Below are 22,914 nucleotides of genomic sequence, written 5' to 3' on the forward strand. Positions count from 1 at the left end.
CAGATCCCGTCAGGCGGTCCCGGCGCGCTCGATCGTCGCCGTCGCCGCATCGGCAAGGGGCACGTGCTGACGGGCGTCCGCACGGGCCCGGACGGCCAACCGGGTCGCCACGGCGCCCCGGCCATCGCGGAGGGCCACCTGCGCGGCACGCCACCGGCAGTAGGCGGACTCGTGCGGGCGTCCCAGGAGGTCCCACTGGGACGCGGCACGGACCCAGACCTCGACGGTGGCGCGGTCCTCCAGCCGGCCCAGCTCGGCCTCCCACAGCAGCGCGTTGGCCGCCGTGGCGACGTCCGGGACGCCCGGTCCGAACGGGTCGGTCGAGGCGCCGGCGACCTGCGCACGGAGGGAGGTGGACGCCGATCGTCGCAGGCTCGACGACGCCGCCGTCTCGTCCATGACCTCTGCGTGTGCCCGGGCCAGCGCGACGAGCAGAGGAGCGGCCGCGGCGGCCGGCTCCCCGGCCAGGTCCCGCGCCAGCACGTCCGCGAGCCGCGGGCACGTGTCGGACGCCCGTCCCGCCCAGAGCTCGATCTCCGCCGCCCACGGCAGGCACAGCGTCCAGTTCTGGTCGTGGATGCGGATGTGCTCGTCCGCCTCGCGACTGCGCCGGAGTGCGGCAGCCGCGTGCCCCTCACGCAGCTCGACGGCTGCGAGCATGAGATGGGCGAACGCGGTGTTGGTGGCGGGGCTCGAGCGTGTGATCGGCTCGATCCACGCCCTTGCCGCGTGGGTGTTGCCCTCGAGGAGGTGCGCCCAGCACACGTTCGTGCGGATGAGGGCTCCCGGGTAGGACAGCTCGAGCTCCCAGGCTTCCGCCGTCGCGAGCGGGGCGCGGGCGAGCTCCTCGACGCGGGCCGCTGGTGCCGAGGTGCTGAGCAGGGCGTCCGTCGCGTTGGCGGCGATCATCAGCTGGGCGACCGGGTCGGGGTCGGCGTCGTCCTCGAGTTCCCGCAGGGCCTCCTCGACCGCCGCCTCGGCGTCCCCGGTGGCCAGGATCGCCCTCCAGAGCACCGATGCCCGATGACGACCGCGGAACCGGGCATCGGCGACCTCGAGGAGCTCGGCGGACCGGTTGAGCGCGTCGAGTGCCTCCCTGTGCCGGCCCATCTGGAGGAGGAGCCCGGTGCGGTCCTCGAGCAGCCGGAAGAGCTCCGGCGAGGGCGGCAGCGGTTCGAGCAGCCGCAGCGCCTGGTCCAGCAGCTCCTCCGCGCCGACGCCGTCGCCCTCCTCGTAGAGCTGGGACCCCAACCGGTGCAGGACCTGGGCGCGCGCGCTGTCGCTGAGCTGGTCGAGCGGTAGCCGGGCCGCGCGGTCGGCCAGGGCGTGGCCTGTCTCGATCTCGCCCGTCTCGACGGCGGCGTCGATCGCCCGCACGAGCACCTCCCACAGGTCGACGTCCTCCGTCGTGTGGCCCGCGTCCCACAGGGCCAGCACCCGCAACCACGTCGCGAGCTCCTTCGGGAAGGCGAAGCGGGCGCCCGCCACGATGGCCGCATCGATGCGTGCGGAGACCTCCTGGTCGGGACGTCCGGCGGCCAGCCAGTGGTCCGCGACCTCGGCCGGCTCGACGCCGGGCGCCCCGCCCAGGGTCTCGGCGAGGCGGGCGTGCACCTCCGCGGCCTCCCCCGGCACCAGCCGTCGCGCGACGGCCTCCACGAAGAGTGGATGGGCGAGCTCGGCGTCGTCCCCGGTGCCCGATCGGAGCAGGCGACGCCGCGCGAGCTGGTGCAAAGCCCGGTCCATCGCCTCCGGCGGGAGTCCCGTGGCGGCACGGAGCACGCCGGGCGGCATCCTGCGTTGGGCGACGCCCAAGGTCCGCGCCACCCGCCACGGCACGTCGTCGAGGTCTCCGATGCGCCGGTCGAGGAGGTCGGCGAGGGCGCGGGGCAGCGCGACCGCGTCCGGACCCGCGGCGAGCTCGGCGGTGTACAGCGGCAGGCCCTGGCTCCGCGGGTGGATGCGTCGGGCGAGGTCGTCGGCGCCGCTTCCCAGGAGCAGCCGCAGCTGCTCCGCCGTCTCGGCAGGGGTGAGCGGTGGCACGTCCACGGCAGCGACCCCGTCGGTCCGGCGCGTGCGGGCGAGCCAGTCCTCGTGGACGTCCGACACGTCGGGGTCGTCCAAGCGCCACGTCGCCACGATGGGTGGTCGTGACGGCTTGCTGATGACGTGCGTGAGCAGGTCGAGGGTGCTCCGGTCGGCCCAGTGGCAGTCCTCGAGGTGCACGGCGAGCGGACGCTCGTCCGCCAGTGCGCGCAGGGTGCTGCCCACCGCCGCGAAGAGCCGCTCGTGGCCCCAGAGGTCGTCAGGTGCTCGAGTGCCCGAGCCGTCGTCGAGCTCGGGCAGGAGCCTGGCCAGGGAGGCGGCCACGAAGCTGGGGCACGCCGTCAGGGCCGCCGCCATCCACCGACCGTCGTGCTCGAGCACGGCGCGGAGGGCATCGGCCACCGGCATGAGGGGCATCTCGCGGGAGAGGTGCAGGCAGCGGCCGACGGCGACGAACACGTCTGTCGAGGCCACGGCCGCTCCCACGAGGGCCGACTTGCCGATGCCTGCCTCGCCGGTGACCAGCAGCAGCCCGGTGCCCGACGTGAGGTGGTGTCGTACGACCCTCAGCTCGGCGACGCGCCCCGCGATCCGGGCGGCGCCGCTTTTGGTCTCGGGATCGGCCGACGGCGTCGAGGCGGCCACCCACAGCTCGCGCGCCCGCGAGACGTCGCCGCCCAACGCCTCGACCAACAGCTCGACCGTCCCCCAGCTGGGCAGCGCCGTCGACGACAGCGCCTTCGAGACCGTGGTGTGCGAGACCCCTGTCTGCTCGGCGAGCCGTCGCAGGCTGGGCCAACCCGCTCGGTGGTGCAGGTCGCGGAGCATGTCGACGAGCTCCCGGTGGGGTCCGGGGGGCACCTCCGGTCGCGGTAGCGCGCCCATCGGACAAGGATCGCCGATCGCAACCTTGGACAGCACCTGGTCCAGACCGCTCCCGGGCGCCTTGTCAGCCTTCGTCAACCCTTGTCAACCGTCGTGGCGGCGGTCCCACCGTGGAGGAACGGCCGGTCCATCCGGGTCCGGCACCACGAAGGGACACACCATGAACACCAACACCCATGCCGTCCGTCGGCGCATCGCCGCCTGTGCGGTCGCGGCCCTCGTCCTGCCGGGCTTCGCCGCCTGCGGGGCCGACCTCGACCCGCCCGCCCAGAACATCAACCGCGGCAAGGTCGACAAGGACACCAAGGCCCCCGCGCCCGACCACAACTCGGGCAACCGCAAGGACTTCGGTGACGAGTACGGCAAGCGCGCGAAGCCCAAGCCCACGCCCAACCAGGACGAAGGGCGCAGCCTCAACCGGCTGGACTTCCGGGACAACGCCCTGTGAGCGAGGCAGACCGGGCGCCGTCGGGGGGCGTCCGGTCCTCGTCCCTTGGCCGCGCCCGCCCGATGGATCCCTGCCCCTCCCGGAGCAGGGATCCATCCACGTGTCAGTCCTTCCTCATCGTCGGCCGCCTGCTGCCGTCCGTCGGCCTGACGACTCCGCGATCACCCGGGACAGGGGGACGTGCTCACGGGCGTCGGCGGCGGCCCGCCGCAGCAGCCGCTCGGCGACGGCTCCCCGGCCCTCCCGGAGCGCGACCTGCGCTGCGCGCCACCGGCAGTACGCCGCCGCGTGCGGTCGGCCGAGGTGACCCCAGGCGACCGCGGCGCGTGACCACTGGTCCACCGTGTCGGTGCCGCGTGCCCGGACGAGCTCGGCCTCCCAGGTCACGCCGGCCGCGACCCCGGCCGAGGACCGCTGCGGGTCCAGCGGGTCCAGCCGGGCCCGCCGGCGCAGGTCCTCCAGATCCTCGAGCGCCGCTGTGTCCGCGTCGGACGGGCGGGCTGCCGCAGGCGTCCGCATGTCGGCCGCGGCACGGGCGAGCACCAGGAAAGCCATCCAGTAGTCGACGATCCCGGGGGAGTCGAGGAACGCCTCGAGCGGGTCGCGCAGGGCGGCCCACGCCTGCTCCGGCTCCTCCTGCCACAACAGCGCCGTGGCCTCCCACACCGCACGGTTCAGCCTGTTGCGCGTGCTGCCGCCGACCTTCACCAGTCCGCGCATGGTCCTGATCGCGTCGTCCGTGCGGCCCTGGACGATGTCAAGGCGCGCCGAGACCCACTGCCCCGGCCAGTCGTCGTAGCTGTGCGACCGGGGCACGTCGACCAGGCGGGCAGCAGCGTCGCCGGTCCGGCCTGCGTCGAGGTAGGCCTCGACCACGTTGGCCTTCACCAGCGTGAGGAGGTGGAAGTCGAGCTGCCACTCGCGCCCGAGGTCGAGCACCCGCTGGGCGGCCTCCTCGACCTCGTGGGGCGGGCGGTGGTGACGCAGGAGCACGTCGGTGTGCATCATCGCCAGGTTGGCCTCCCGCCACGGTCCGGCCGTGCCGGCCACCCGGCTGCGCGCCCGGCGGAACAGGTCGAGCGCCGCGGCGAGGTCGCCGAGGTGGCCCACGTGCCAGGCCAGGGTGGCGGCGGTCTGGAAGTACAAGGCGTCGTCGTCCAGCTCCGCGCACGCGTCGAGAGCCCCTTGCAGGTCGCGCGTCGCCTCGTCGTAGCGGGCCAGGTCCATCAGGGCGTTGGCGCGCTGGTCGAGGACGTGGACGAGGCCGGCGCCGACGGGGTGGCCGGAAAGGCGGTCGAGCGCGCGGTCGGCCAGCACGACGGCGGCTTCCGGGTCGTCCCCGACCAGCCAGGCGACCTGCGCCGCGCGGCGGATCACCTTGGCTGCCTGCTCGTCGGGGAGCGCGTCGACGTCGGGTTGCGCCTCGTCGACCAGCGCCGCGCATGCCTCGAGCCGGCCCGACAGCTGCAGGGCATCGAACGCGGACAGCCATGCGGTGACCAGGCCCTCGGGCGCGACGACGTGCTCGCGGCCCAGGTCGAGAATCCGCAACCAGTGCTCGGCCTCCGAGCGCGGGTCGGTGCGACGGCGTGCCTGGCGGGCGGCGGCGGCTCGCCACCGGGCCTCCTCCGCGGTCTCACCCGAGAGCCGCCAGTGCTCGGCGACCACGGCCGGGTCAGCGCCGCCGCCACGGCCGAGCAGCTCGGCGTACGTGCGGTGCAGCCGGCGTACCTCACCGGGGAGCAACCGTCGACGAGCAGCGTCGGCGAGGAGGGGGTGCGCCAGCCGCACCGTGTCCGTGGCGCCCACGCTCACCAGGTGCCGCGCGGCGAGGTGTCGCAACGCGTCGAGCACGGCGTCGTCGTCGAGGCCGGTGGCGGCCGCCACCAGGCCGACGTCGACCGGGCCGTCGGCCACGCCGAGCGCGATGGCCACCCGGTCCTGGTCCGGTGAGAGGTCGCCGAGGCGCCGGTCCAGGAGGTCGGCCAGCAGCGGTGGGAGCGTCGGGTCGTCCCCCTGGATGGCGAGGTGCGCGGTGAAGAGGGGGTGCCCGCGCGACCTCTCGTGGATTCGCCGGGCGCGGTCCGTGGTGCCGTCGAGCCACCCGGCCAGCCGGAGCTGGTCGCGCGTCTCCGCGAGCGTGAGCGGCCCCAGGGTCATCGTCCGGACCCGGGGCAGCGCCTGCACACGTGCGAGCCACTCGCTGCGCCACCGCTGCACCCTCTGGTCGTCCAGGCGCCACGTCACCGTGATGGGCACGTCCACGTCGCGGGACAGGACGTACTCCAGCAGGTCGAGGGTGGTCGCGTCCGACACGTGCAGGTCCTCGACCACCACGGCGAGGGGGCGGGTGGCAGCGAGCCGGGCGAGCACCGCCGCGACGGCGGCGTAGAGGTGCTGCTGGGCGAAGTCGACGTCGTCGGTCGACGCCGCGGCCGCACTCAGCTCGGGCAGGAGCCGGGCGAGCGCCTCACGCGCGTAGGCCGGGCAGTCGGACAACGCCTCGCCGATCCACCGACCGTCGTCCGCGTCGTGGATCGACCGGAGCAGCTCCACCACAGGCATGAGCGGGACCTCGGTGGAGAAGGGCAGGCAGCGCCCGACAGCCACGCGGGTCTCGGTGAGCGCCGCAGCCGCGTCGACGAGCGTCGACTTGCCGATGCCCGCCTCGCCGGTGACCACCAGGAGGCCGCCGCGCCCGGCCAGGTGGTCTCGCAGGACGGCGAGCTCGGCGCGGCGGCCGGCGATCCCGGGAGACGGCGGGGGAGCCGCGTCGCGGTCGGCCGACGACGCGGCGAGCCAGAGGGCGTGGAACTCCGCGCGGCTCCCGCCCATCGCCTCCACGAGGAGCTCCACGGTCCCCCAGGGCGGGAGGACGCTGCTGGAGAAGACCTTGGAGACCGTCGTGTGCGAGACCCCGGTGTGGCGCGCGAGGAAACGGAGGCTTGGCCAGCCAGCCTCGTGGTGCAGCTCGTGCAGGGCCCGGACCAGGTCCTGGTGGGCGCCCGGCGGCAGGACCGGGCTCGGGAGTGCGCCCATGTCACCTCCGACAGCCGCTGGTGCAGTGCCCGAGACCTACTCCAGAATCCGGTGAGCGTGGCGCCGTGTCCACGCATTTCCCGTCATGTGGTCAAGGAGCGTCCAAGGTGTCCGGGTCCTGACGCCCGTCACGGGCGGGGACTCCCGCCGCTCGCTAGGCTGGAGCCATGGGGGAGATCGAGAACCGCCCGCACGACCCGTCGCAGATGCGCATCTCCGACGCCGACCGCCAGCGCGTCGCCGACGTGCTGCGAGACGCTGCTGGGGAGGGCCGCATCGACCTCGACGAGCTCGAGGAGCGGCTGGAGCTGACCTGGCAGGCCAAGACCTACGGCGAGCTGGTGCCGATCACGCTCGACCTGCAGGCGCCGGGCCCTGCTGCCCCCCATGCCAGCCCACCGGTGCGTCGTACGCCGTCAGCGGTGCCCGCGGTCGGGCACAACTCGTCCGTCGCGATCATGAGCGAGTGCAAGCGCCAGGGCGTCTGGTCGGTGCCTGAGCACCACAGCGCCTTCGCGATGATGGGCGGAGTGGTCATCGACCTCCGCCAGGCACAGCTCTCGGCCCACGAGACGCTCCTCAACGCCAGCGCGATCATGGGCGAGGTCAAGGTGATCGTCCCGGCTGACATGCACGTCGTCATGGACGGCACCCCGATCATGGGCGAGTTCAGCCAGGCCAAGGACAAGGTGCCGGCCGAGGTCGGCCCCGGCTCCCCGGTCGTCCGCATCCGCGGGATGGCCCTGATGGGTTCGGTCACGGTGCAGCGCCAGCCCGCGCCGGGCACGCCGAAGAAGTACCTCGGCACCTACTGACGTACGCGCCACCGGCAGGTCGGTCGAGCCCGCACCGTCGACGCACGACCACGGGTCGAGCCGTGATTGCTGCGCCCACCCCGGGGCCCTACTGTGACCCGGGTCACTTCACTACGGATCGTCCGGCACGTACCTGCCGGTGAAGGAGCAGAACATGGCATCAGTCACTTTCGAGAAGGCGCAGCGGTGGTATCCCGGCACCGACGAGCCGGCAGTGCCCGGCATCGACCTGGAGATCAAGGACGGCGAGTTCATGGTGCTCGTCGGGCCCTCCGGCTGCGGCAAGTCCACGACCCTGCGGATGCTCGCGGGGCTCGAGGAGGTCAACGGCGGGCGCATCTACATCGGTGACCGGGAGGTCACCAACGTGCCGCCCAAGGACCGCGACATCGCGATGGTCTTCCAGAACTACGCGCTCTACCCGCACATGTCGGTCGAGGAGAACATGGCGTTCTCGCTCAAGATGGCCAAGGTGCCCGCGGCCGAGCGCAAGGAACGGGTGGCCAAGGCCGCGGAGATCCTGGGCCTCACCGAGTACCTCGAGCGCAAGCCCAAGGCACTCTCGGGCGGTCAGCGTCAGCGCGTGGCGATGGGTCGAGCGATCGTCCGCGCACCGCAGGTCTTCTGCATGGACGAGCCGCTGTCCAACCTCGACGCCAAGATGCGCGTCCAGACCCGCACGGACATCGCGCGCCTCCAGCAGGACCTCGGCGTCACGACCGTCTACGTCACGCACGACCAGGTCGAGGCGATGACGATGGGCGACCGGGTCGCGGTGATGAAGCTCGGCGTGCTGCAGCAGGTCGACACCCCGCTCAAGCTCTACGACAAGCCCGCCAACCTCTTCGTCGCCGGCTTCATCGGTTCGCCGCAGATGAACCTCATGGAGGGCACGGCGGTCGACGGCGACGTCAAGCTCGGCACGTTCACGGTGCCGGTCGACCCGACCGCCGAGCGCAAGATGTCGGGCAAGGTCACCGTCGGCGTCCGTCCGGAGAACTGGCGGATGGTCACCGCCGAGGAGGGTGGCCTGCCCGTCAAGGTCACCGTCGTCGAGGAGCTCGGCGCCGACAGCTTCGTCTACGGCACCTGCGACGTGGAGGGCACGCCCTCCAACGTGATCGTGCGCGTCGCCGGCCGCAACCACCCGCAGAAGGGCGAGACGCTCTACGTCACCACCGACCCCGAGAACGTCCACGTCTTCGACACCGAGACGGGCGAGCGCCTCTCCGACTGACGTCCTCCAGCCGCACCGCCCAGCACGGCCTGAGCCCCCGGGAGCCCTGCTCCCGGGGGTTCAGCCGTCCACGGCGACACTTCGCCATACTGGGCGCGTGAGCCGCACCGAGACGGAGTCCTCCCCGGAGTCCTCCCCGGAGTCCTCCCCGGCGTCCGACACCGGTCTCGAGCAGCGGCTGGCCGTCCTGGAGCCCGACCTGCGCGCCACCCTGTCCCGGGTCTACGGCGCCGACGCCGCGCCCGAGGTCACCCGGTCCCTGGTCGAGGTCGCCCGGGCCGCGCACGCGGCCCGTCCGCCCGAGCTGCGCGCGCTCGACGAACGGAGGCTGCGCGAGCCCGACTGGTTCCAGCGGTCCTCGATGGTGGGCTACGCCGCCTACGCGGACCGCTTCGCCGGGACGCTGCGCGGGGTGGGGGAGCGCGCGGCGCACCTGCGCGGACTGGGTGTCGGCTACCTCCACCTGATGCCGCTCCTGACGCCGCGGCCGGCTCCCAACGACGGCGGCTACGCGGTCATGGACTACCGCTCCGTGCGGCCCGACCTCGGCACGGTCGACGACCTGCGCGACCTCGCGACCAGTCTGCGCGGCGAGGGCATCAGCCTGTGCCTCGACCTCGTGCTCAACCACGTCGCGCGCGAGCACGAGTGGGCCCTCGCGGCGCGGGCAGGCGACCCGGACAGGCGGGCCTTCTTCCACGTGCACCCCGACCGCGAGGTGCCCGACGCCTACGAGGCGACGCTGCCGGAGGTGTTCCCCGACTTCGCACCGGGCAGCTTCACCTGGGACGAGGAGCTGTCGGGCTGGGTCTGGACGACGTTCAACGACTACCAGTGGGACCTCGACTGGTCGAACCCCGCCGTCCTCCGCGAGTTCGCCGACATCATCCTGTCGCTGGCCAACGTGGGCGTGGAGGTGTTCCGCCTCGACGCGATCGCGTTCATCTGGAAGCGTCTCGGCACCAACTGCCAGAACCAGCCCGAGGTGCACGACCTCACCCGCGCGCTCCGCACGGTCGCCCGCATCGCGGCCCCCGCGGTGCTGTTCAAGGCCGAGGCGATCGTCGGCCCCGCGGACCTGCCGGCCTACCTCGGCGTGGGTGAGCACGCGGGCCGGGTCAGCGACCTCGCCTACCACAACGGCCTGATGGTGCAGGTCTGGTCGATGCTCGCCTCGCGCGACGCCCGCCTGGCGACGTACGCCCTCCAGCAGCTGCCGCAGCCGCCGTCGACGACGGCCTGGATCACCTACGTCCGCTGCCACGACGACATCGGGTGGGCCATCTCCGACGAGGACGCCCGCGCGGTGGGCCTCGACGCGGTCGCGCACCGACGCTTCCTGTCCGACTTCTACGCCGGGTCCTTCCCCGGGTCGTGGGCGCGGGGGCTGGTCTTCCAGCACAACGAGCAGACGGGGGACCGGCGGATCTCCGGCTCGCTCGCCTCGCTCGCGGGGCTCGAGGTGGGCGACCGGCACGCCGTCTCGCGCATCCTGCTCGCGCACGCGATCATCCTGTCCTTCGGCGGCCTGCCGGTGATCTGGATGGGCGACGAGGTCGGGCTGCTCAACGACCACGGGTGGGCCGACGACCCCGAGCATGCCGCCGACAACCGGTGGGTGCACCGGCCGCGGATGCCGTGGGCCGACGTCGAGGCCGACCCCGACCCGCACGGCATCACGTCAGGCCTGCGGCACCTGCTCGACGTACGACGCTCGCTGCCGCACCTGCACGCGGCCTCGCCCACCGAGGTCTGGGACCCGCGCGACCCCGGCGTGCTGCTCGTGGTCAGGCGGCACCCCGACGGCCCGCTCCTCGCCGCCGCCAACGTCACCGACCGGGAGGCGTGGGTGGCCGCCGACGTCCTGCACTGGCTGGGCCTGCACTCCGACGACCTGGTCGATGCCCTCACCGGCGTCGCGCCGGACCTCCACGACGGCGCGGTGCGGCTCGAGCCGTACGCGTCGGTGTGGCTGCACGCGTCGCCCCCGACGCCCGCCTGAGGCCGTCGCGAGGGTGCCCAGGACGCGGCGAGGCCCCGGGAGCAACGCTCCCGGGGCCTCGTTCCACGCCGACCTGAGGGGCCGGACGACCGTCGGTCAGGTGGTGGCGGTGTCCGAGCCCGGCTGCACCTCGTCCTGCTCGCGCCCGACCTCCTCGGCCTTCGCCATGGCGTTGCCGTCCGGCACGACGCCCGCGCGCTCGGCGTCCATCGTGAGGTTGTCGCCCGTCGCGGGGTCGAAGAGGTGGATCTTGCGGGCGTCGACCCAGATGGTGGCGTCGTCGCCCTCGCTGATCCGGCTGGCACCGTCGAGCGAGACCACCAGCTGCGTGCGCAGCGACTCGCCGTCGAGGTCCCGCTCGAGCTGCTGGAGCTGCTTCTCGACCTCGGGCGGCGCCTCGAAGGGGATGTAGGCGTAGGCCTCGTTGCCCAGCCACTCCACGACGTCGACCGTGGCGTGGAAGGTGGCCTCGTCGCTCACCTTGTCCTCGTCGACGACGCTTGCGTCCTCGAAGTGCTCGGGCCGGATGCCCGCGATCAGCAGGCCCTTGCCCTGTGCCTTGGCCGCCTTGTCCTCCGGGATCGTGACGGTCCCGAACGGCAGCTCCACCTGGTTGCCCTTCACCTCTGCCGGCAGGAAGTTCATCGGCGGGGAGCCGATGAAGCCGGCGACGAAGAGGTTGGCCGGGTTCTCGTAGAGCTCGCGGGGGCTGGCGAGCTGCTGCAGGATGCCCCGCTTCAGCACCGCGACCCGGTCGCCGAGCGTCATCGCCTCTGTCTGGTCGTGGGTGACGTAGACCGTGGTGATGCCGAGGCGCTTCTGCAGGCGGGAGATCTCCGTGCGCATCTGTCCGCGCAGCTTGGCGTCGAGGTTGGACAGCGGCTCGTCGAAGAGGAACGCCTCGGCCTGGCGGACGATCGCACGCCCCATGGCGACCCGCTGCCGCTGGCCTCCCGAGAGGTTGCCCGGCTTGCGCTCGAGGTGCTCGTCGAGCTCGAGGGTCTTCGACGCGTCGCGCACCTTCTCGTCGACCTCGGAGTCCGACGCGCCGGCCAGCCGCAGCGGGAAGGCGATGTTCTCGTAGACGGTGAGGTGGGGGTAGAGCGCGTAGTTCTGGAAGACCATGGCCAGGTTGCGGTCGCGCGGGGCGAGGTCGTTGACCTTCTTCCCGCCGATCACCATGTCGCCGCTGGTGATGTCCTCCAGCCCCACGATCATCCGTAGCAGCGTCGACTTCCCGCAGCCGGAGGGCCCGACCAGGATCAGGAACTCCCCGTCTGCGACGTCGATGCTGATGTCGTTGACGGCAGGGAAGCCGTCGCCGTACTGCTTGACGATGTTCTTCATCTCGATGGCAGCCATGGCGGCCTCACCCCTTCACTGCGCCGGAGGTCAGGCCGGCGACGATCTTGCGCTGGAACAACAGGACGATGATGATCACCGGCAGCGTGACGATGACCGAGGCGGTCGCCAGCTGTGCGTACGGTGGGTTGAACGGGTCAGGTCCGACGAAGAACGACATCTGCGCCGGGACCGTCCTCGAGGCGGTGGTCGAGGTCAGCGAGATCGCGAGCACGAACTCGTTCCACGCGAAGAAGAAGGTCAGGATCGCCGCGGTGAAGACACCGGGTGCGGCGAGCGGGACGATCACCTTGCGGAAGGCCTGCCACGACGTCGCGCCGTCGACCTGGGCCGCCTGCTCCATCTCCCACGGGATCTCGCGGAAGAAGGCCGACAGGGTCCAGATCGCCAGCGGGAGCGTGAAGGACATGTAGGGGATGATCAGGCCGGGCCAGGTGTTGAAGAGGCCGAACCTGGTCCACAGGTCGAACAGCGGGCCCACCAGCGCTACGACCGGGAACATCGCGATCGCCAGCGCGAGCGAGAGGACCAGCCGCTTCCCCTTGAACTCCAGCCGGGCGATGGCGTAGGCCGCGAGGGTCGCGAGGATCACCGAGAGCACGGTGGCGATGATCGAGATGCCGAACGAGTTGAGCAGGGCCTTCTGGAAGTCCTCCTCCACACCGGTCGGGTCAGCGCCGATGAACGGCCAGTCCCAGAGCGCCTTGTAGTTGTCGAACGTGGCGTCCTCGGGCAGGAACTGCGGACTGCCGACCGACGTCTCGCCCACGGACTTGAACGACAGCGAGATGATCCACGCCACCGGGAACAGGCACCACAGCAGGATCAGCAGGAAGCCGACCCAGGTGCCGATCGCGTTCTTGCCCTTCATCAGCCCTCACCTCTCGCAGACGCCAGGTCGACCCGGAACAGCTTCACGATCAGCCACGCGAGCAGCAGCACCGACAGGAACAGCAGCACCGAGAGCGCCGACCCGAGGCCGAGCTGCATCTGCTCGATGACCTGCCGGTAGGTCAGGAACGAGATCGACTCGGTGTCCTGGGCCCCTCTGGTCATGATGTAGATGTTGTCGAAGATGCGGTAGGCGTCGAGCGCACGGAAGAGGACCGCGACCATGATCGCGGCCCGCATGTTGGGCAGGATCACCTTCCACAGCCGCTGCCACCACGTGGCTCCGTCGACCTGGGCCGCCTCGAGCATGTCCTCGCTCACCTGGGACAGACCGGCGAGCAGCAGGAGCGCCATGAAGGGCGTGGTCTTCCAGATCTCGGAGACCATGATCGCGAACATGGCGTGCCAGTGGTCGCCGAACCAGTTGGTGTCCTCGGCGATCCACGGCAGCCAGCTGAACCACGCGTTGACGAAGCCGTTGTTGAGGGAGAACGCGAACTGCCACGCGAATGCCGAGACGACGGTGATGATGCCGTACGGGATCAGGATGGAGGTCCGCATCAGGCCTCGGGCGAAGATGATGCGGTGCATGACCATCGCGAACGCGAAGCCGATGACCAGCTCGACCGCGACCGTCACGACCATGATCAGGACGGTGTTCCACGTGTCCCGCCAGAAGAGGCTGTCGGTGAGGACGGTGACGTAGTTGTCGATGCCGATGAACTCGCGGTCGTCCGGTGCCGTCAGCCGGTAGCGAAAGAGCGACAGGTAGAGCGCCTGGCCCATCGGCCAGGCGGTGACCAGCAGCATCATCACCACGGCGGGTGCCACCAGTGTGAGGCCGAGCTTGTTCTCGGCCTTGGACCGGTCGCTCACCGCAGGCTTGGCAGACACGTCGGCGGGTGGGCGTTGCAGAGTGGTGCTCACAGCAATCTCCCTCCTTCCAGTACCTGCTGAGTGAAGTCCTGCGACTCCGGGGGCGTGTCCTGGTTGACGCTCGCCGGCGGGTGCCAGGTGCTCTGCAGCGAGCTCGAGATGTCGCTCCAGTAGGGCGTCACCGAGCGCGGAGCCGCCGCGTCGACGCTCTCCTGGAAGAGCTGCCTGAGGTCGTCGGGGTAGAGCTCGGCCAGCGCGGGATAGTCGTAGCCGGCTGTGCTGGCCGGCATGTTGCCGGTCATCTCGGCGTTGATGCCCTGGTTCTCCGGCTCCACCAGACAGGCCGCGGCCTCCAGCGCGAGGTCCTTGTTGTCGGAGAACGCGCTGACGCCGATGCCGATGCCTCCGTAGGGCGGCCGCGACTCCTCGCCCTCGACCGTCTGCGGGTAACGGGTGTAGCCGATGTCGTCGGCGACGTCGGGGTCGGTCTCGTCGTAGTTGTGGAAGATGTAGGTCCAGTTGACCATGAACGAGCCGGCGTCCCCGCCGAAGGTCGAGCCCGCGGTGCCCTCGTTGGAGACGCTGAGGTCGGCGGGAGCCGCCTCGGAGCTCGCGAGGTCCTCGATGACCTTGGCCGCGTCCTCGCCCTGAGCGCTGTCGATGGTCAGGTCGAGGTCCACGCCCTTGTCGGCGTTCTCCACCAGCTGCCCGCCCGCGCCCGAGACGAGCGCGTTGATCCAGACGCTGTAGCCCTCGTACTTGTTGGCCTGCACGCCGAGCTTTCCACCGTTGTCCGCGGCGGTCTGGATGATCTGGTCCCACGTGACCGGCTGGGACATGTCCAGGTCGGTCTTGTCGACGAAGGACTTGCGGTACCAGAGCACCTGCGTGTTGGACCAGAACGGGAAGACGACCAGCTTGTCCTCCCACGTGGCTGCGTCCATCGCACCCTGGAAGGTGCCCTGCTCCTCGAGCTGCGCCCTGGCGTCCTGCGGGACGTCGGCGAGGAAGCCGGCGTCGGCGAACTCGGCGGTGAACGGTGGGTCGAGGGACATGAGGTCGATCGAGGGGTCTTCCGCCGCGAGGCGTCGCGACAGCTGGATGCGCTGCTGGCTCGCGTCCTGGGGGAGCACCTGGGTGGTGACCGTGTACTCGTCGGTCGAGCACTTCTCCGCCACCGCGGCCTGGCCGCCGGCGTCGGGGTTGATGTACCAGACCAGCTCGGGCTTGCCGCTGTCCCCGCTGCACGCGGCGAGCAGGCTGCTGGCGAGCGCCAGCGAGGCCACCGAGCCGGCGATGCGACGAGACCGCGGACGACCGCGTGGTCGGGTCGATGAACGTGGTGCCATGCGCCCTCCTAAGTATGACTCGGATCACTGGTCTATCGGCTGCGGCTATGTTTGGCAACAGCGCCTCACCCAGAGGAAGACCGTGACGAGAGAGGCCCCTGTGACGAGCTGGTTCGCGCCCGGTCGCATCAACCTGATCGGCGAGCACACGGACTACAACGACGGTTTCGTCCTTCCCTTCGCCCTGGCTGTCGGGTGCACGACGACGGTCTCGGCCGCGGGGGCGGGCTCGGCCGGCAGCGCCGAGGGCTCCGACGCCTGGACGGTGCGATCCGTCCAGCAGCCGGACCCGGTCGTCGTACGACGCTCGGGGCTGCGGGCCACCGACCTGCCGGACGTGCCCGAGTGGTCGCGCTACGTGCTGGGTGCCCTGTGGCTGCTCACCGACCGCGGCATCGTCGTCCCGCCCCTCGAGATCGAGGTCGACTCCGACGTGCCGTCGGGCGCCGGGTTGTCGTCGTCGGCCGCGCTGGTCTGCTCGGTCGCGCGGGCCGTCGACGCCCACCTCGGTCTCGGGCTCGACGACGACGCCCTCTTCGCGCTGACCCGCGACGTCGAGAACGACGCCGTGGGCGCTCCGACCGGTGGTATGGACCAGCTGGTCAGCCTGCGCGGCGAGGCCGGCCACGCGCTGTTCTGCGACATGCGCAGCCACGAGACCCGGTCGGTCCCGCTCGATCTGGGTGGCAGCGGGCTGGCGGTGCTGGTGGCCGACACCCGCGCCCCCCACCGTCACTCAGACGGCGAGTACGGCGCCAGGCGCCGCGGCTGCGAGGAGGCGGCTCGCCGCCTGGGCGTTCCCGCACTGCGCGACGTGACCGCCGACGACCTCGACGCCGCGCTCGAGCGTCTCGACGACGAGGAGCTGACCCGCTACGTGCGACACGTCGTCACCGAGGACGACCGCGTGCTCACGGTGGTGCGGCTGCTCGACGGGGGCGGTCTCGCCGACATCGGACCGCTGCTGACCGCGTCGCACCGCTCGATGCGCGACGACTTCCGGATCACCGTGCCGGAGGTCGACACCGCCGTCGACGCGCTGCTCGAGGCGGGGGCGCTGGGTGCCCGGATGACCGGCGGCGGCTTCGGCGGCTGCGTCATCGGGCTGGTGCCCGAGCGGACCCTGGACGCGGCGGGTGACGCCGTACGCCGTGCCTTCGCTGACGCCGGCTTCGGCGAGCCCGACCTCTTCACGGCCGCGCCGTCGCAGGGCGCCCACTCCGTCACTGGCGCTTGAGTCTCCGACAGACTCAGCTCCGACTTGGAGGGCGAGTCTGTCGGCCGTAGGCCGTTGCAACCGCCTACCGGTGACGAAGTCCCCGCACGTGCGGGGACTTCGACGCGAGCGGCAGCGGCTGACAGGTCCGTCCAGCGGCTAGGAGGCGCGGTCGGCCGTGCGCCGGATCGCGTCGACGAAGGTGTCGAAGAGCTCGGGCGGCAGGTCGTGGCCCATGCCGTCGATGGTGACCAGCTCGGCGCCGGGGATGGCGGCGGCGGTCGAGCGCCCGCCGCTGACGTGGACCATCTTGTCGGCGTTGCCGTGGATGACGAGCGCGGGGATGCGGAGGCTGCGCAGCCGCGGGGTGCGGTCGCCCTGCGTGAGGATGGCGAGCATCTGGCGCACCACGCCGCTGGCGCTGACGCCGCGGTCGAACGTCTCGCCGGCGCGGGTGCGCAGGGCCTCGGGGGCGGAGGGGTAGGCGGCGGAGCCGATCAACGCCCACATGGCAACGCTGCTGTCGATGTAGGCGTCCCGTCCGGCCTTGCGCGGCCCGATCAGCCGCGGCAGGAGGGAGGGGTGCTGCCAGCCGACGGTGCGGCGTCCGGTCGTCGAGCTGATGCTGGTCAGCGACCGCACCCGCGTCGGGTGCTCGACGGCGATCGTCTGCGCGATCATGCCTCCCATCGACACGCCGACGAGGTGCGCGGACTCCAGGCCGAGGTGGTCGAGCAGCGCGACGGCGTCGCCGGCCAGGTCGGACATGGTGTACGGCGTCCGCGCGCGACCGGTCGCGAAGGCGCGCACCAGCTGGTCGCGCCGGACCGGTGCCGCCACCCGGGACGACCGGCCGGTGTCGCGGTTGTCGTAGCGCACGACGTGGAAGCCGGCGCCTGCGAGCTGCTCGCAGAACGCCTGGTCCCACCAGGTCATCGGGCCGCTCAGCCCCATCACGAGGAGCAGCGGCTCGTCGTCGGGGTCGCCGAACGTCTGGTAGCAGAGCTCGACGTGGTTGCCGACCGGGGCGCGGAGCTCGTCGGACGCGACGGGCGGCTGGGTGCTGTCTCGGTGGGACGCGGGCATGTCGCCAGTGAACACGACAGTCGTCCCCAAATAAACGCAAAGTGGCCCACATCCCCGGTGGGAAGCGGGTTCTGGGCTAGGTTCGATGATTGTGACGCAGCGCACAATGGCCGCATTCCTGACTCCGGAGGGCTTTTCACAGCCCTCCGTGGTGGCGGTGCTGCGCGAAGGTTCGGTCCTCACCGAGGCCGGCCGATACGCCGTCTCGGCCCTCGGCTCGCGTGGCGCGCGACGTCGTACGCCGCTGGGCGCGCGCCCGATGCGGGTGGGCGAGCCGGTGCTGCTGGTGCCCGGATTCCTCGCCGGTGACTCGTCGCTGGGGCCGATGAGCCGGACGCTGCGCCACCAGGGCTTCCGGACCTACCGCGCCGACATCCGCGCCAACGTCGGCTGCACGCTGTCGGCCGCCGCCCAGCTCGAGGAGCGGCTGGAGGAGATCTCGCAGCGACGCGGGTCGCGCGTGCGCATCGTGGGCCACAGCCTCGGCGGGATGCTGGCCCGCGGCGTCGCCGCCCGACGTCCCGACCTCGTCGCGGGCATCGTCACGATGGGCAGCCCGATGCTCGCGCCGGGAGCCCACCACGTCTCGCTGACCCGCAGCGTCGACCTGCTCGTCCGGCTCAACCGCGCCGGGATGCGCGGCCTGATGGCCGAGGACTGCGTCGCCGGCCGCTGCGCCCAGGAGAGCTTCGACCAGGCCCGCGCGCCGCTCCCCGAGGGCGTCGACTTCACTGCGATCTTCTCGCGGCGCGACGGCATCGTGGACTGGCGCGCGTGCGTCGACCCGGCCGCGCGGCCGGTGGAGGTGCGCTCGTCGCACGTGGGGATGGCGTTCGACCCCCTCGTCATCACCGCGGTCTCGGCGGCGCTGCGGCCGCCGGTGCCGCCGTCAGTTGTCGAAGTCGATCGTGGAGAGATTGCGTAGCTTCGAGAGCCGGTGCTCGGCGGTGATCGAGCGGACGGTGCCGCTGCGCGAGCGCATCACCAGCGAGTGCGTGGTCACGCCGTCGCCGCGGTAGCGCACGCCCCGCATGAGCTCGCCGTCGGTGATGCCGGTGGCGACGAAGAACGCGTCGTCACCGGTGACCAGGTCGTCGGTGCCGAGCACGAAGTCGCGGTCGAGGTCGTGACCGGCGTCGAGGGCGCGCTGCCGCTCGTCGTCGTCCTGCGGCCAGAGCTGGCCCTGGATCTTGCCGCCGATGCACTTCATCGCGCAGGCCGCGATGATCCCCTCAGGGGTGCCGCCGACGCCGAGCATCAGGTCGACGCCGGTGTCGGGGCGGGCCGCCATGATCGCGCCGGCGACGTCGCCGTCGGTGATGTACTTGATGCGAGCGCCGGTCGCGCGGATGTCCTCGACCAGCTGGGCGTGGCGCGGCCGGTCGAGCAGCACCACGGTGACGTCGTGGATGGAGATGCCCTTCGCCTTGGCGACGCGGGCGATGTTCTCCTTGACCGGCAGCCGGATGTCGACGTGGTCGGCGGCCTCGGGGCCGGTGGCGAGCTTGTCCATGTAGAAGACCGCGCTCGGGTCGTACATCGAGCCGCGCGGTGAGACCGCCAGCACCGAGACGGCGTTGCTCATGCCCTTGGCGGTCAGCGTCGTGCCGTCGATCGGGTCCACGGCGACGTCGCACTCAGGGCCGGAGCCGTCGCCCACCTCCTCGCCGTTGAAGAGCATCGGGGCGTTGTCCTTCTCGCCCTCGCCGATCACCACGGTGCCGCGCATCTCGACGGTGGAGATCATGTAGCGCATCGCCTCGACCGCGACGCCGTCGGCGTCGTTCTTGTCGCCGCGGCCGACCCAGCGCCCGGCCGCCATGGCGGCCGCCTCGGTGACGCGCACCAGCTCGAGGGCGAGGTTGCGTTCGGGCTGCGGGGCGCTGGAGCTCATGTCGCGCATGTTATCGGCGGGCGGCGTAGCGGCTCACCGCGGTCGCCTTGGCCGACAACCACACCTCGCGGCCCGGCACGAGCTCGAGCTCGGTCGCGGCGGCGGGCGTCAGGTCGGCGAGCAGGTCGGGGGAGGCGTGCACCAGCAGGCGTACGGCGTCGCCGTGGGGTGCGAGCGTCGCGATCGGTCCGTGCCAGCGCAGGCGCGTGGACCCCTCCGGCTCGTGCAGCGACACCACGACCGAGTCGGGGGTGAAGGAGATCAGGTCGTCGCCGTCGGGCACGAGGTTGAGCCCCACGAGACGGGCGACGTGGGGAGTCCGCGGCTCGGCCGCGACCTCGGCGGGTGGACCGACCTGCGCCACCTGTCCGTCGTCGAGGACGAGGACCTTGTCGGCCAGCGTCAGGGCGTCGATCGCGTCGTGGGTGACGAGGAGGGTGATACCCGGGAAGTCGCGCAGGTGCCGTCCCAGCTCGATCCGCAAGGCCATCTGCACCGACACGTCGAGACCGGTGAAGGGCTCGTCGAGCAGCAGCACGTCGGGCCCGGTCGCCAGGGCCCGGGCGATGGCGACGCGCTGTGCTTGACCGCCTGAGAGCTCGCGCGGCTTGCGCCCCGCGAGGTCGGCGATGCCGAAGCGCTCGAGCCAGTCGCTCGCGACGGACTCCGCCGCTGCCCGGCCCTCGCCGCGGGCTCGCAGTCCGAAGGCGACGTTGTCCAGGGCGGAGAGGTGCGGGAAGAGCAGCTGTCCCTGGAACACCAGCCCGACCCGGCGCTCGCGGACCGGCAGGGCGAGCAGGTCGGTGTCGCCGAGGTGCGCGCTGCCCTCGACGTCGACGAGGCCGGCGACGGCGTGGAGCAGGGAGCTCTTGCCCGCGCCGTTGGGCCCGATGATGGCCAGGACCTCGCCCGGCTCGGCGGTGAACGTGGCGTCGACGCGGTCGGCGACCCGCAGGTCGGCCACGAGCTGTCGTCCCGGAGCCGTGCTCATGGCGTGCCCAGCCAGTGGTCGCGCAGGGCGACGAGGATGCCGACCGAGACGAGCAGCATGAGAAGGCTCAGCGAGATGGCGGCAGCCTGGTCGGACTGGCGCGTCACGTAGATCAGCGTCGGCATCGTCTGGGTGGTGCCGGGGTAGTTGCCGTTGAAGGTGATGGTCGCGCCGAACTCGCCGAGCGACCGCGCCCACCCGAGGACCGTCCCGGCGATGACGCCCGGCATGGCCAGCGGGACCGTGACCCGGCGGAACGTCGTCCAGCGGGTCGCGCCGAGCGTCGCGGCAGCCTCGTCGTACCTCGGGTCGGCGGAGCGCAGCGCGCCCTCGATGGCGATCACCACGAAGGGCATCGACACGAAGACGTGCGCCAGCACGACGCCGTACGTCGTGAAGGGGAAGGCGAAGCCCGTCCACTCGAGGAGCGGCTCACCGATGACCCCGGTGCGTCCGAAGGCGCTGCGCAGGGCGACGCCGGCGACGACCGGTGGCAGCACCAGCGGCACGGTGACGAGGGCGCGGACGGCGCCGCGGCCGCGGAAGTCGACCCGGGCCAGCAGCCAGGCGAGTGGCAGCCCCAGGAGCAGGCAGAACGCGATGGCCACCGTCGAGGTGACCAGCGACAACCTGAGCGCGTCGCGCGCGGCCGGGGAGGACAGGTGGCCCGGCAGCGCCTGCCAGTCGGCGGCCGCCACCATGGCGACCAGCGGTACGAGCAGGAGGAGCGTGGCGAGGACCGCCGGCACCATCAGGAGTGCCGGTGGTCGCCCGAGGCGGTCGGTCACGGGCTGCCGAAGCCGGCGTCCCCGAGGATCGCCTGCCCCTCCTCCGACGTGACCCACGCGACCCAGTCGGCGGCGAGATCGGCGTCCTCGGACTGCTCGAGCGTCGTGACGAAGTAGGAGGTCAGCTCGTCCTCGGCACCGGGGATCTCCACGGCGTCGACCTCGTCGGCCGCGGCGACTGCGTCGGTCGCATAGACCAGGCCGGCGTCGGCCTCGCCGGAGACGACCTTGTCGAGGGTGGCGCGGACGTCCTCCTCGAGGCTGACCGGCTCGGCGGTGACGCCGTTGGCGTCGAGCACGGCGAGGGCGACCTTGCCGCACGGCACCTCGTCCGAGCACCGCACCCACGTGGTGTCGGCGAGGTCATCGAGCGACTCGATGCCGGCGGGGTTGCCCTTCGGCACCACGATCGTCAGGACGTTGGTCGCGAAGGTCTCCACGTCACCGGTGACGCCCGCGTCCTCGGCCAGCTGCATCGAGGCTTCGTCGGCGGTGGCCAGGACGTCACCGGGTGCGCCGTCGGCGACCTGCTCGGCGAGATCGGTGCTCGAGCCGAAGGAGAAGACGACGTCGGTGTCGTGCTCCTCCTCGAACGGCGTGGCGAGCTCGTCGAAGACGTCGGTCAACGAGGCGGCGGCGAGCACGGTGAGCTCGCCACCTCCACCGCCACCTTCCGCGGCCTCCCCGTCGTCACCACCCCCGCATGCGGCGAGGGGGAGCAGCAGCACCAGGACGGCGAGCTTCTTCACTTCGGTACCTCCACGACGACGTTGGTGGACTTCACGCTCGCGATGGCACGCACGCCCGGCTCGAGGCCGAGCTCGTCGGCGGCGTCGGTGCTCATCAGCGACACCACCCGGTAGGGGCCGCAGATCATCTCCACCTGGGCCATCACGGGGTCGCGCTTGACGCGGGTGACGATGCCGCTCATCCGGTTGCGCGCGCTGACCGTCCCGGCTCGGGTGCGGTCCCGCTCGGCGATCTCGCCCGACTCCACGAGGTGCTCGGCCAGCTCGGCCAGGTCGCGTCCCGCCACCGTCGTACGCCCCCCGTCGTGGGTCGCGGGCAGCCGGCCGGCGTCCACCCAGCGGCGTACGGTGTCGTCGCTGACGGCCAGGATCTCAGCCGCCTCCGCGATTCGGTAGGTGATCACGCCTGGAGTATGCCGCACCTGCGGCTGGTTGCGCCCGATTGTCCCGCACCTGCGGTTGCTTGTCGCGGATTCGAGCCGGTTGTAACGCCGGGTTAGTGCGACTACCCACTGGGGTGCACCACCGTGGGTAGTGCCCCTAACCCGGCGTTACAGCGCTTCGGGACGGCTGGGAGGATGGCCCGCGTGAGTGGGCAGGGACAGCCGAGCCGTTACACGCGCTCGTTCAACGGGATGACCGGCGCCCTGATCGTCACGGTGCTGGCGGTGCTGGCGTTCGTCGCGTGGCGCGGGCTGTGGCGCAGCGACGTGGACAACGAGCCGGAGGCCGTGGACTGGCAGGCGCGCGTCGAGCTCGCGCAGCAGGCAGACCTCCGGGTCGTCCACCCCCGCGAGCTGCCGGCCGGGTGGACGGCCACCAGCACCGAGCTCGCTGCCGGCGACGACCCGCGGTGGAGCCTCGGCGTGCTCACCGACGACGGTCGCTTCGTCGGGATCCGGCAGCAGGACACGTCGGTCACCGACCTGGTCGAGCTCTACGTCGACGAGGACGCCGAGGCCGGCCCCGACGCCACCGTGGCGTCCGACATCACCGACACCTGGCAGACCTGGTCCGACGACGGTGGCGACGTGGGCTACTCCACCGAGCTCGGCGACGAGGCGCTCCTCGTCTACGGCTCGGCCCCGGCCGAGGACATCGAGACGTACCTCGGGCTGCTGACGCGATAGCTGCACCGACTCGAGCGGTGGCGGAGCCACATTCCAAGGATTCGGAATGTGGGTGGGTCACCGCTGCCCGGCTCGTACGGCGTGGCGCGGGCGCGAGCGGTGCGTGACCC

At 71.8% G+C, this 22,914-nt stretch carries 19 protein-coding genes; 7 read left to right on the forward strand and 12 right to left on the reverse strand.

What is annotated here, in order from left to right:
• Positions 1 to 9: 9 nt before the first annotated feature.
• Positions 10 to 2,907 carry an AAA family ATPase gene (locus JOD65_RS07985; protein WP_191192938.1) on the reverse strand — a complete coding sequence of 966 codons (2,898 nt, stop codon included), beginning with the start codon at positions 2,905 to 2,907 and terminating at the stop codon, positions 10 to 12.
• A 184-nt stretch (positions 2,908 to 3,091) separates the two neighbouring features.
• Between JOD65_RS07985 and JOD65_RS07990 the strand changes: the two genes are divergently transcribed.
• Positions 3,092 to 3,379, forward strand: a complete 288-nt coding sequence (locus JOD65_RS07990) for a hypothetical protein (RefSeq protein ID WP_191192937.1) — start codon at positions 3,092 to 3,094, stop codon at positions 3,377 to 3,379.
• Positions 3,380 to 3,493: 114 nt separating this feature from the next.
• On the opposite strand, the gene JOD65_RS07995 is transcribed toward JOD65_RS07990, so the two are convergent.
• Positions 3,494 to 6,418 carry an ATP-binding protein gene (locus tag JOD65_RS07995; protein WP_191192936.1) on the reverse strand — a complete coding sequence of 975 codons (2,925 nt, stop codon included), beginning with the start codon at positions 6,416 to 6,418 and terminating at the stop codon, positions 3,494 to 3,496.
• A 167-nt stretch (positions 6,419 to 6,585) separates the two neighbouring features.
• Between JOD65_RS07995 and JOD65_RS08000 the strand changes: the two genes are divergently transcribed.
• From JOD65_RS08000 to JOD65_RS08010, 3 genes are all read left to right on the forward strand, one after another.
• Positions 6,586 to 7,233 (forward strand): DUF1707 SHOCT-like domain-containing protein, encoded by a 648-nt coding sequence (locus JOD65_RS08000; protein ID WP_191192935.1) that lies wholly within the window; start codon positions 6,586 to 6,588, stop codon positions 7,231 to 7,233.
• Between the two features lie 154 nt (positions 7,234 to 7,387).
• Positions 7,388 to 8,470: an ABC transporter ATP-binding protein gene (locus JOD65_RS08005; RefSeq protein ID WP_191192934.1), complete on the forward strand. Its 1,083-nt coding sequence runs from the start codon at positions 7,388 to 7,390 to the stop codon at positions 8,468 to 8,470.
• 97 nt (positions 8,471 to 8,567) lie between these two features.
• Positions 8,568 to 10,472, forward strand: coding sequence for an alpha-amylase family protein (locus tag JOD65_RS08010; RefSeq protein ID WP_191192933.1), 1,905 nt, complete (start codon positions 8,568 to 8,570; stop codon positions 10,470 to 10,472).
• Between the two features lie 96 nt (positions 10,473 to 10,568).
• Here the strand turns inward: JOD65_RS08010 and JOD65_RS08015 are convergent, their stop codons facing one another.
• From JOD65_RS08015 to JOD65_RS08030, 4 genes are read right to left on the reverse strand one after another with little or no spacing between them, the layout of a single operon-like run.
• Positions 10,569 to 11,834: an ABC transporter ATP-binding protein gene (locus JOD65_RS08015; protein ID WP_191192932.1), complete on the reverse strand. Its 1,266-nt coding sequence runs from the start codon at positions 11,832 to 11,834 to the stop codon at positions 10,569 to 10,571.
• Positions 11,835 to 11,841: 7 nt separating this feature from the next.
• Positions 11,842 to 12,705 (reverse strand): carbohydrate ABC transporter permease, encoded by an 864-nt coding sequence (locus JOD65_RS08020; protein WP_191192931.1) that lies wholly within the window; start codon positions 12,703 to 12,705, stop codon positions 11,842 to 11,844.
• Positions 12,705 to 13,652: a carbohydrate ABC transporter permease gene (locus tag JOD65_RS08025; RefSeq protein ID WP_191192930.1), complete on the reverse strand. Its 948-nt coding sequence runs from the start codon at positions 13,650 to 13,652 to the stop codon at positions 12,705 to 12,707. The genes JOD65_RS08020 and JOD65_RS08025 overlap by 1 nt, the downstream gene beginning before the upstream one ends.
• Entirely contained in the window at positions 13,649 to 14,950 is a 1,302-nt protein-coding gene (locus tag JOD65_RS08030) for an extracellular solute-binding protein (protein WP_191192929.1), read from the reverse strand. Before JOD65_RS08030 ends, JOD65_RS08025 begins: the two co-directional genes overlap by 4 nt.
• A gap of 100 nt (positions 14,951 to 15,050) precedes the next feature.
• On the opposite strand from JOD65_RS08030, the gene galK reads away from it, so the two are divergent.
• On the forward strand, positions 15,051 to 16,187 hold the full coding sequence (gene galK, locus JOD65_RS08035) for a galactokinase (RefSeq protein WP_204811015.1): 1,137 nt from the start codon (positions 15,051 to 15,053) through the stop codon (positions 16,185 to 16,187).
• Positions 16,188 to 16,325: 138 nt separating this feature from the next.
• On the opposite strand, the gene JOD65_RS08040 is transcribed toward galK, so the two are convergent.
• Entirely contained in the window at positions 16,326 to 17,252 is a 927-nt protein-coding gene (locus JOD65_RS08040) for an alpha/beta fold hydrolase (RefSeq protein ID WP_191192927.1), read from the reverse strand.
• 91 nt (positions 17,253 to 17,343) lie between these two features.
• On the opposite strand from JOD65_RS08040, the gene JOD65_RS08045 reads away from it, so the two are divergent.
• Positions 17,344 to 18,177 (forward strand): esterase/lipase family protein, encoded by an 834-nt coding sequence (locus tag JOD65_RS08045; protein ID WP_191192926.1) that lies wholly within the window; start codon positions 17,344 to 17,346, stop codon positions 18,175 to 18,177.
• On the opposite strand, the gene glpX is transcribed toward JOD65_RS08045, so the two are convergent.
• The 5 genes from glpX to JOD65_RS08070 are packed head-to-tail and all read right to left on the reverse strand — an operon-like array spanning position 18,142 to position 22,078.
• A complete protein-coding gene (gene glpX / locus JOD65_RS08050) occupies positions 18,142 to 19,155 on the reverse strand; it encodes a class II fructose-bisphosphatase (RefSeq protein ID WP_191192925.1) in 1,014 nt (337 codons plus the stop codon). The two genes, JOD65_RS08045 and glpX, sit on opposite strands and share 36 nt — an antisense overlap.
• A 1-nt stretch (position 19,156) precedes the next feature.
• Positions 19,157 to 20,137, reverse strand: a complete 981-nt coding sequence (locus JOD65_RS08055; RefSeq protein ID WP_191192924.1) for a sulfate/molybdate ABC transporter ATP-binding protein — start codon at positions 20,135 to 20,137, stop codon at positions 19,157 to 19,159.
• Positions 20,134 to 20,925, reverse strand: a complete 792-nt coding sequence (locus tag JOD65_RS08060) for an ABC transporter permease (RefSeq protein WP_307821017.1) — start codon at positions 20,923 to 20,925, stop codon at positions 20,134 to 20,136. The genes JOD65_RS08055 and JOD65_RS08060 overlap by 4 nt, the downstream gene beginning before the upstream one ends.
• Positions 20,922 to 21,674, reverse strand: coding sequence for a molybdate ABC transporter substrate-binding protein (modA, locus tag JOD65_RS08065; RefSeq protein ID WP_191192923.1), 753 nt, complete (start codon positions 21,672 to 21,674; stop codon positions 20,922 to 20,924). Before modA ends, JOD65_RS08060 begins: the two co-directional genes overlap by 4 nt.
• Positions 21,671 to 22,078 (reverse strand): TOBE domain-containing protein, encoded by a 408-nt coding sequence (locus JOD65_RS08070; protein WP_191192922.1) that lies wholly within the window; start codon positions 22,076 to 22,078, stop codon positions 21,671 to 21,673. Before JOD65_RS08070 ends, modA begins: the two co-directional genes overlap by 4 nt.
• A 183-nt stretch (positions 22,079 to 22,261) precedes the next feature.
• Here JOD65_RS08070 and JOD65_RS08075 point away from each other — a divergent pair, with 183 nt between their 5' ends.
• Positions 22,262 to 22,804 (forward strand): DUF4245 domain-containing protein, encoded by a 543-nt coding sequence (locus tag JOD65_RS08075; protein ID WP_191192921.1) that lies wholly within the window; start codon positions 22,262 to 22,264, stop codon positions 22,802 to 22,804.
• Positions 22,805 to 22,914: the final 110 nt, after the last annotated feature.

It is taken from the genome of Nocardioides cavernae, assembly GCF_016907475.1.
In the GTDB taxonomy this organism is placed as follows: Bacteria; Actinomycetota; Actinomycetes; order Propionibacteriales; family Nocardioidaceae; genus Nocardioides; species Nocardioides cavernae.

Excerpts from the sequence above, each read along its gene's own strand:
- JOD65_RS08005 (WP_191192934.1), top strand. The coding sequence starts at position 7,388 with ATGGCATCAGTCACTTTCGAGAAGGCGCAGCGGTGGTATCCCGGCACC.
- JOD65_RS08000 (WP_191192935.1), top strand. The coding sequence starts at position 6,586 with ATGGGGGAGATCGAGAACCGCCCGCACGACCCGTCGCAGATGCGCATC.
- JOD65_RS08015 (WP_191192932.1), bottom strand. The coding sequence starts at position 11,834 with ATGGCTGCCATCGAGATGAAGAACATCGTCAAGCAGTACGGCGACGGC.
- JOD65_RS08030 (WP_191192929.1), bottom strand. The coding sequence starts at position 14,950 with ATGGCACCACGTTCATCGACCCGACCACGCGGTCGTCCGCGGTCTCGT.
- JOD65_RS07995 (WP_191192936.1), bottom strand. The coding sequence starts at position 6,418 with ATGGGCGCACTCCCGAGCCCGGTCCTGCCGCCGGGCGCCCACCAGGAC.
- JOD65_RS08020 (WP_191192931.1), bottom strand. The coding sequence starts at position 12,705 with ATGAAGGGCAAGAACGCGATCGGCACCTGGGTCGGCTTCCTGCTGATC.
- JOD65_RS07990 (WP_191192937.1), top strand. The coding sequence starts at position 3,092 with ATGAACACCAACACCCATGCCGTCCGTCGGCGCATCGCCGCCTGTGCG.
- JOD65_RS08055 (WP_191192924.1), bottom strand. The coding sequence starts at position 20,137 with ATGAGCACGGCTCCGGGACGACAGCTCGTGGCCGACCTGCGGGTCGCC.
- JOD65_RS08040 (WP_191192927.1), bottom strand. The coding sequence starts at position 17,252 with ATGCCCGCGTCCCACCGAGACAGCACCCAGCCGCCCGTCGCGTCCGAC.
- glpX (WP_191192925.1), bottom strand. The coding sequence starts at position 19,155 with ATGCGCGACATGAGCTCCAGCGCCCCGCAGCCCGAACGCAACCTCGCC.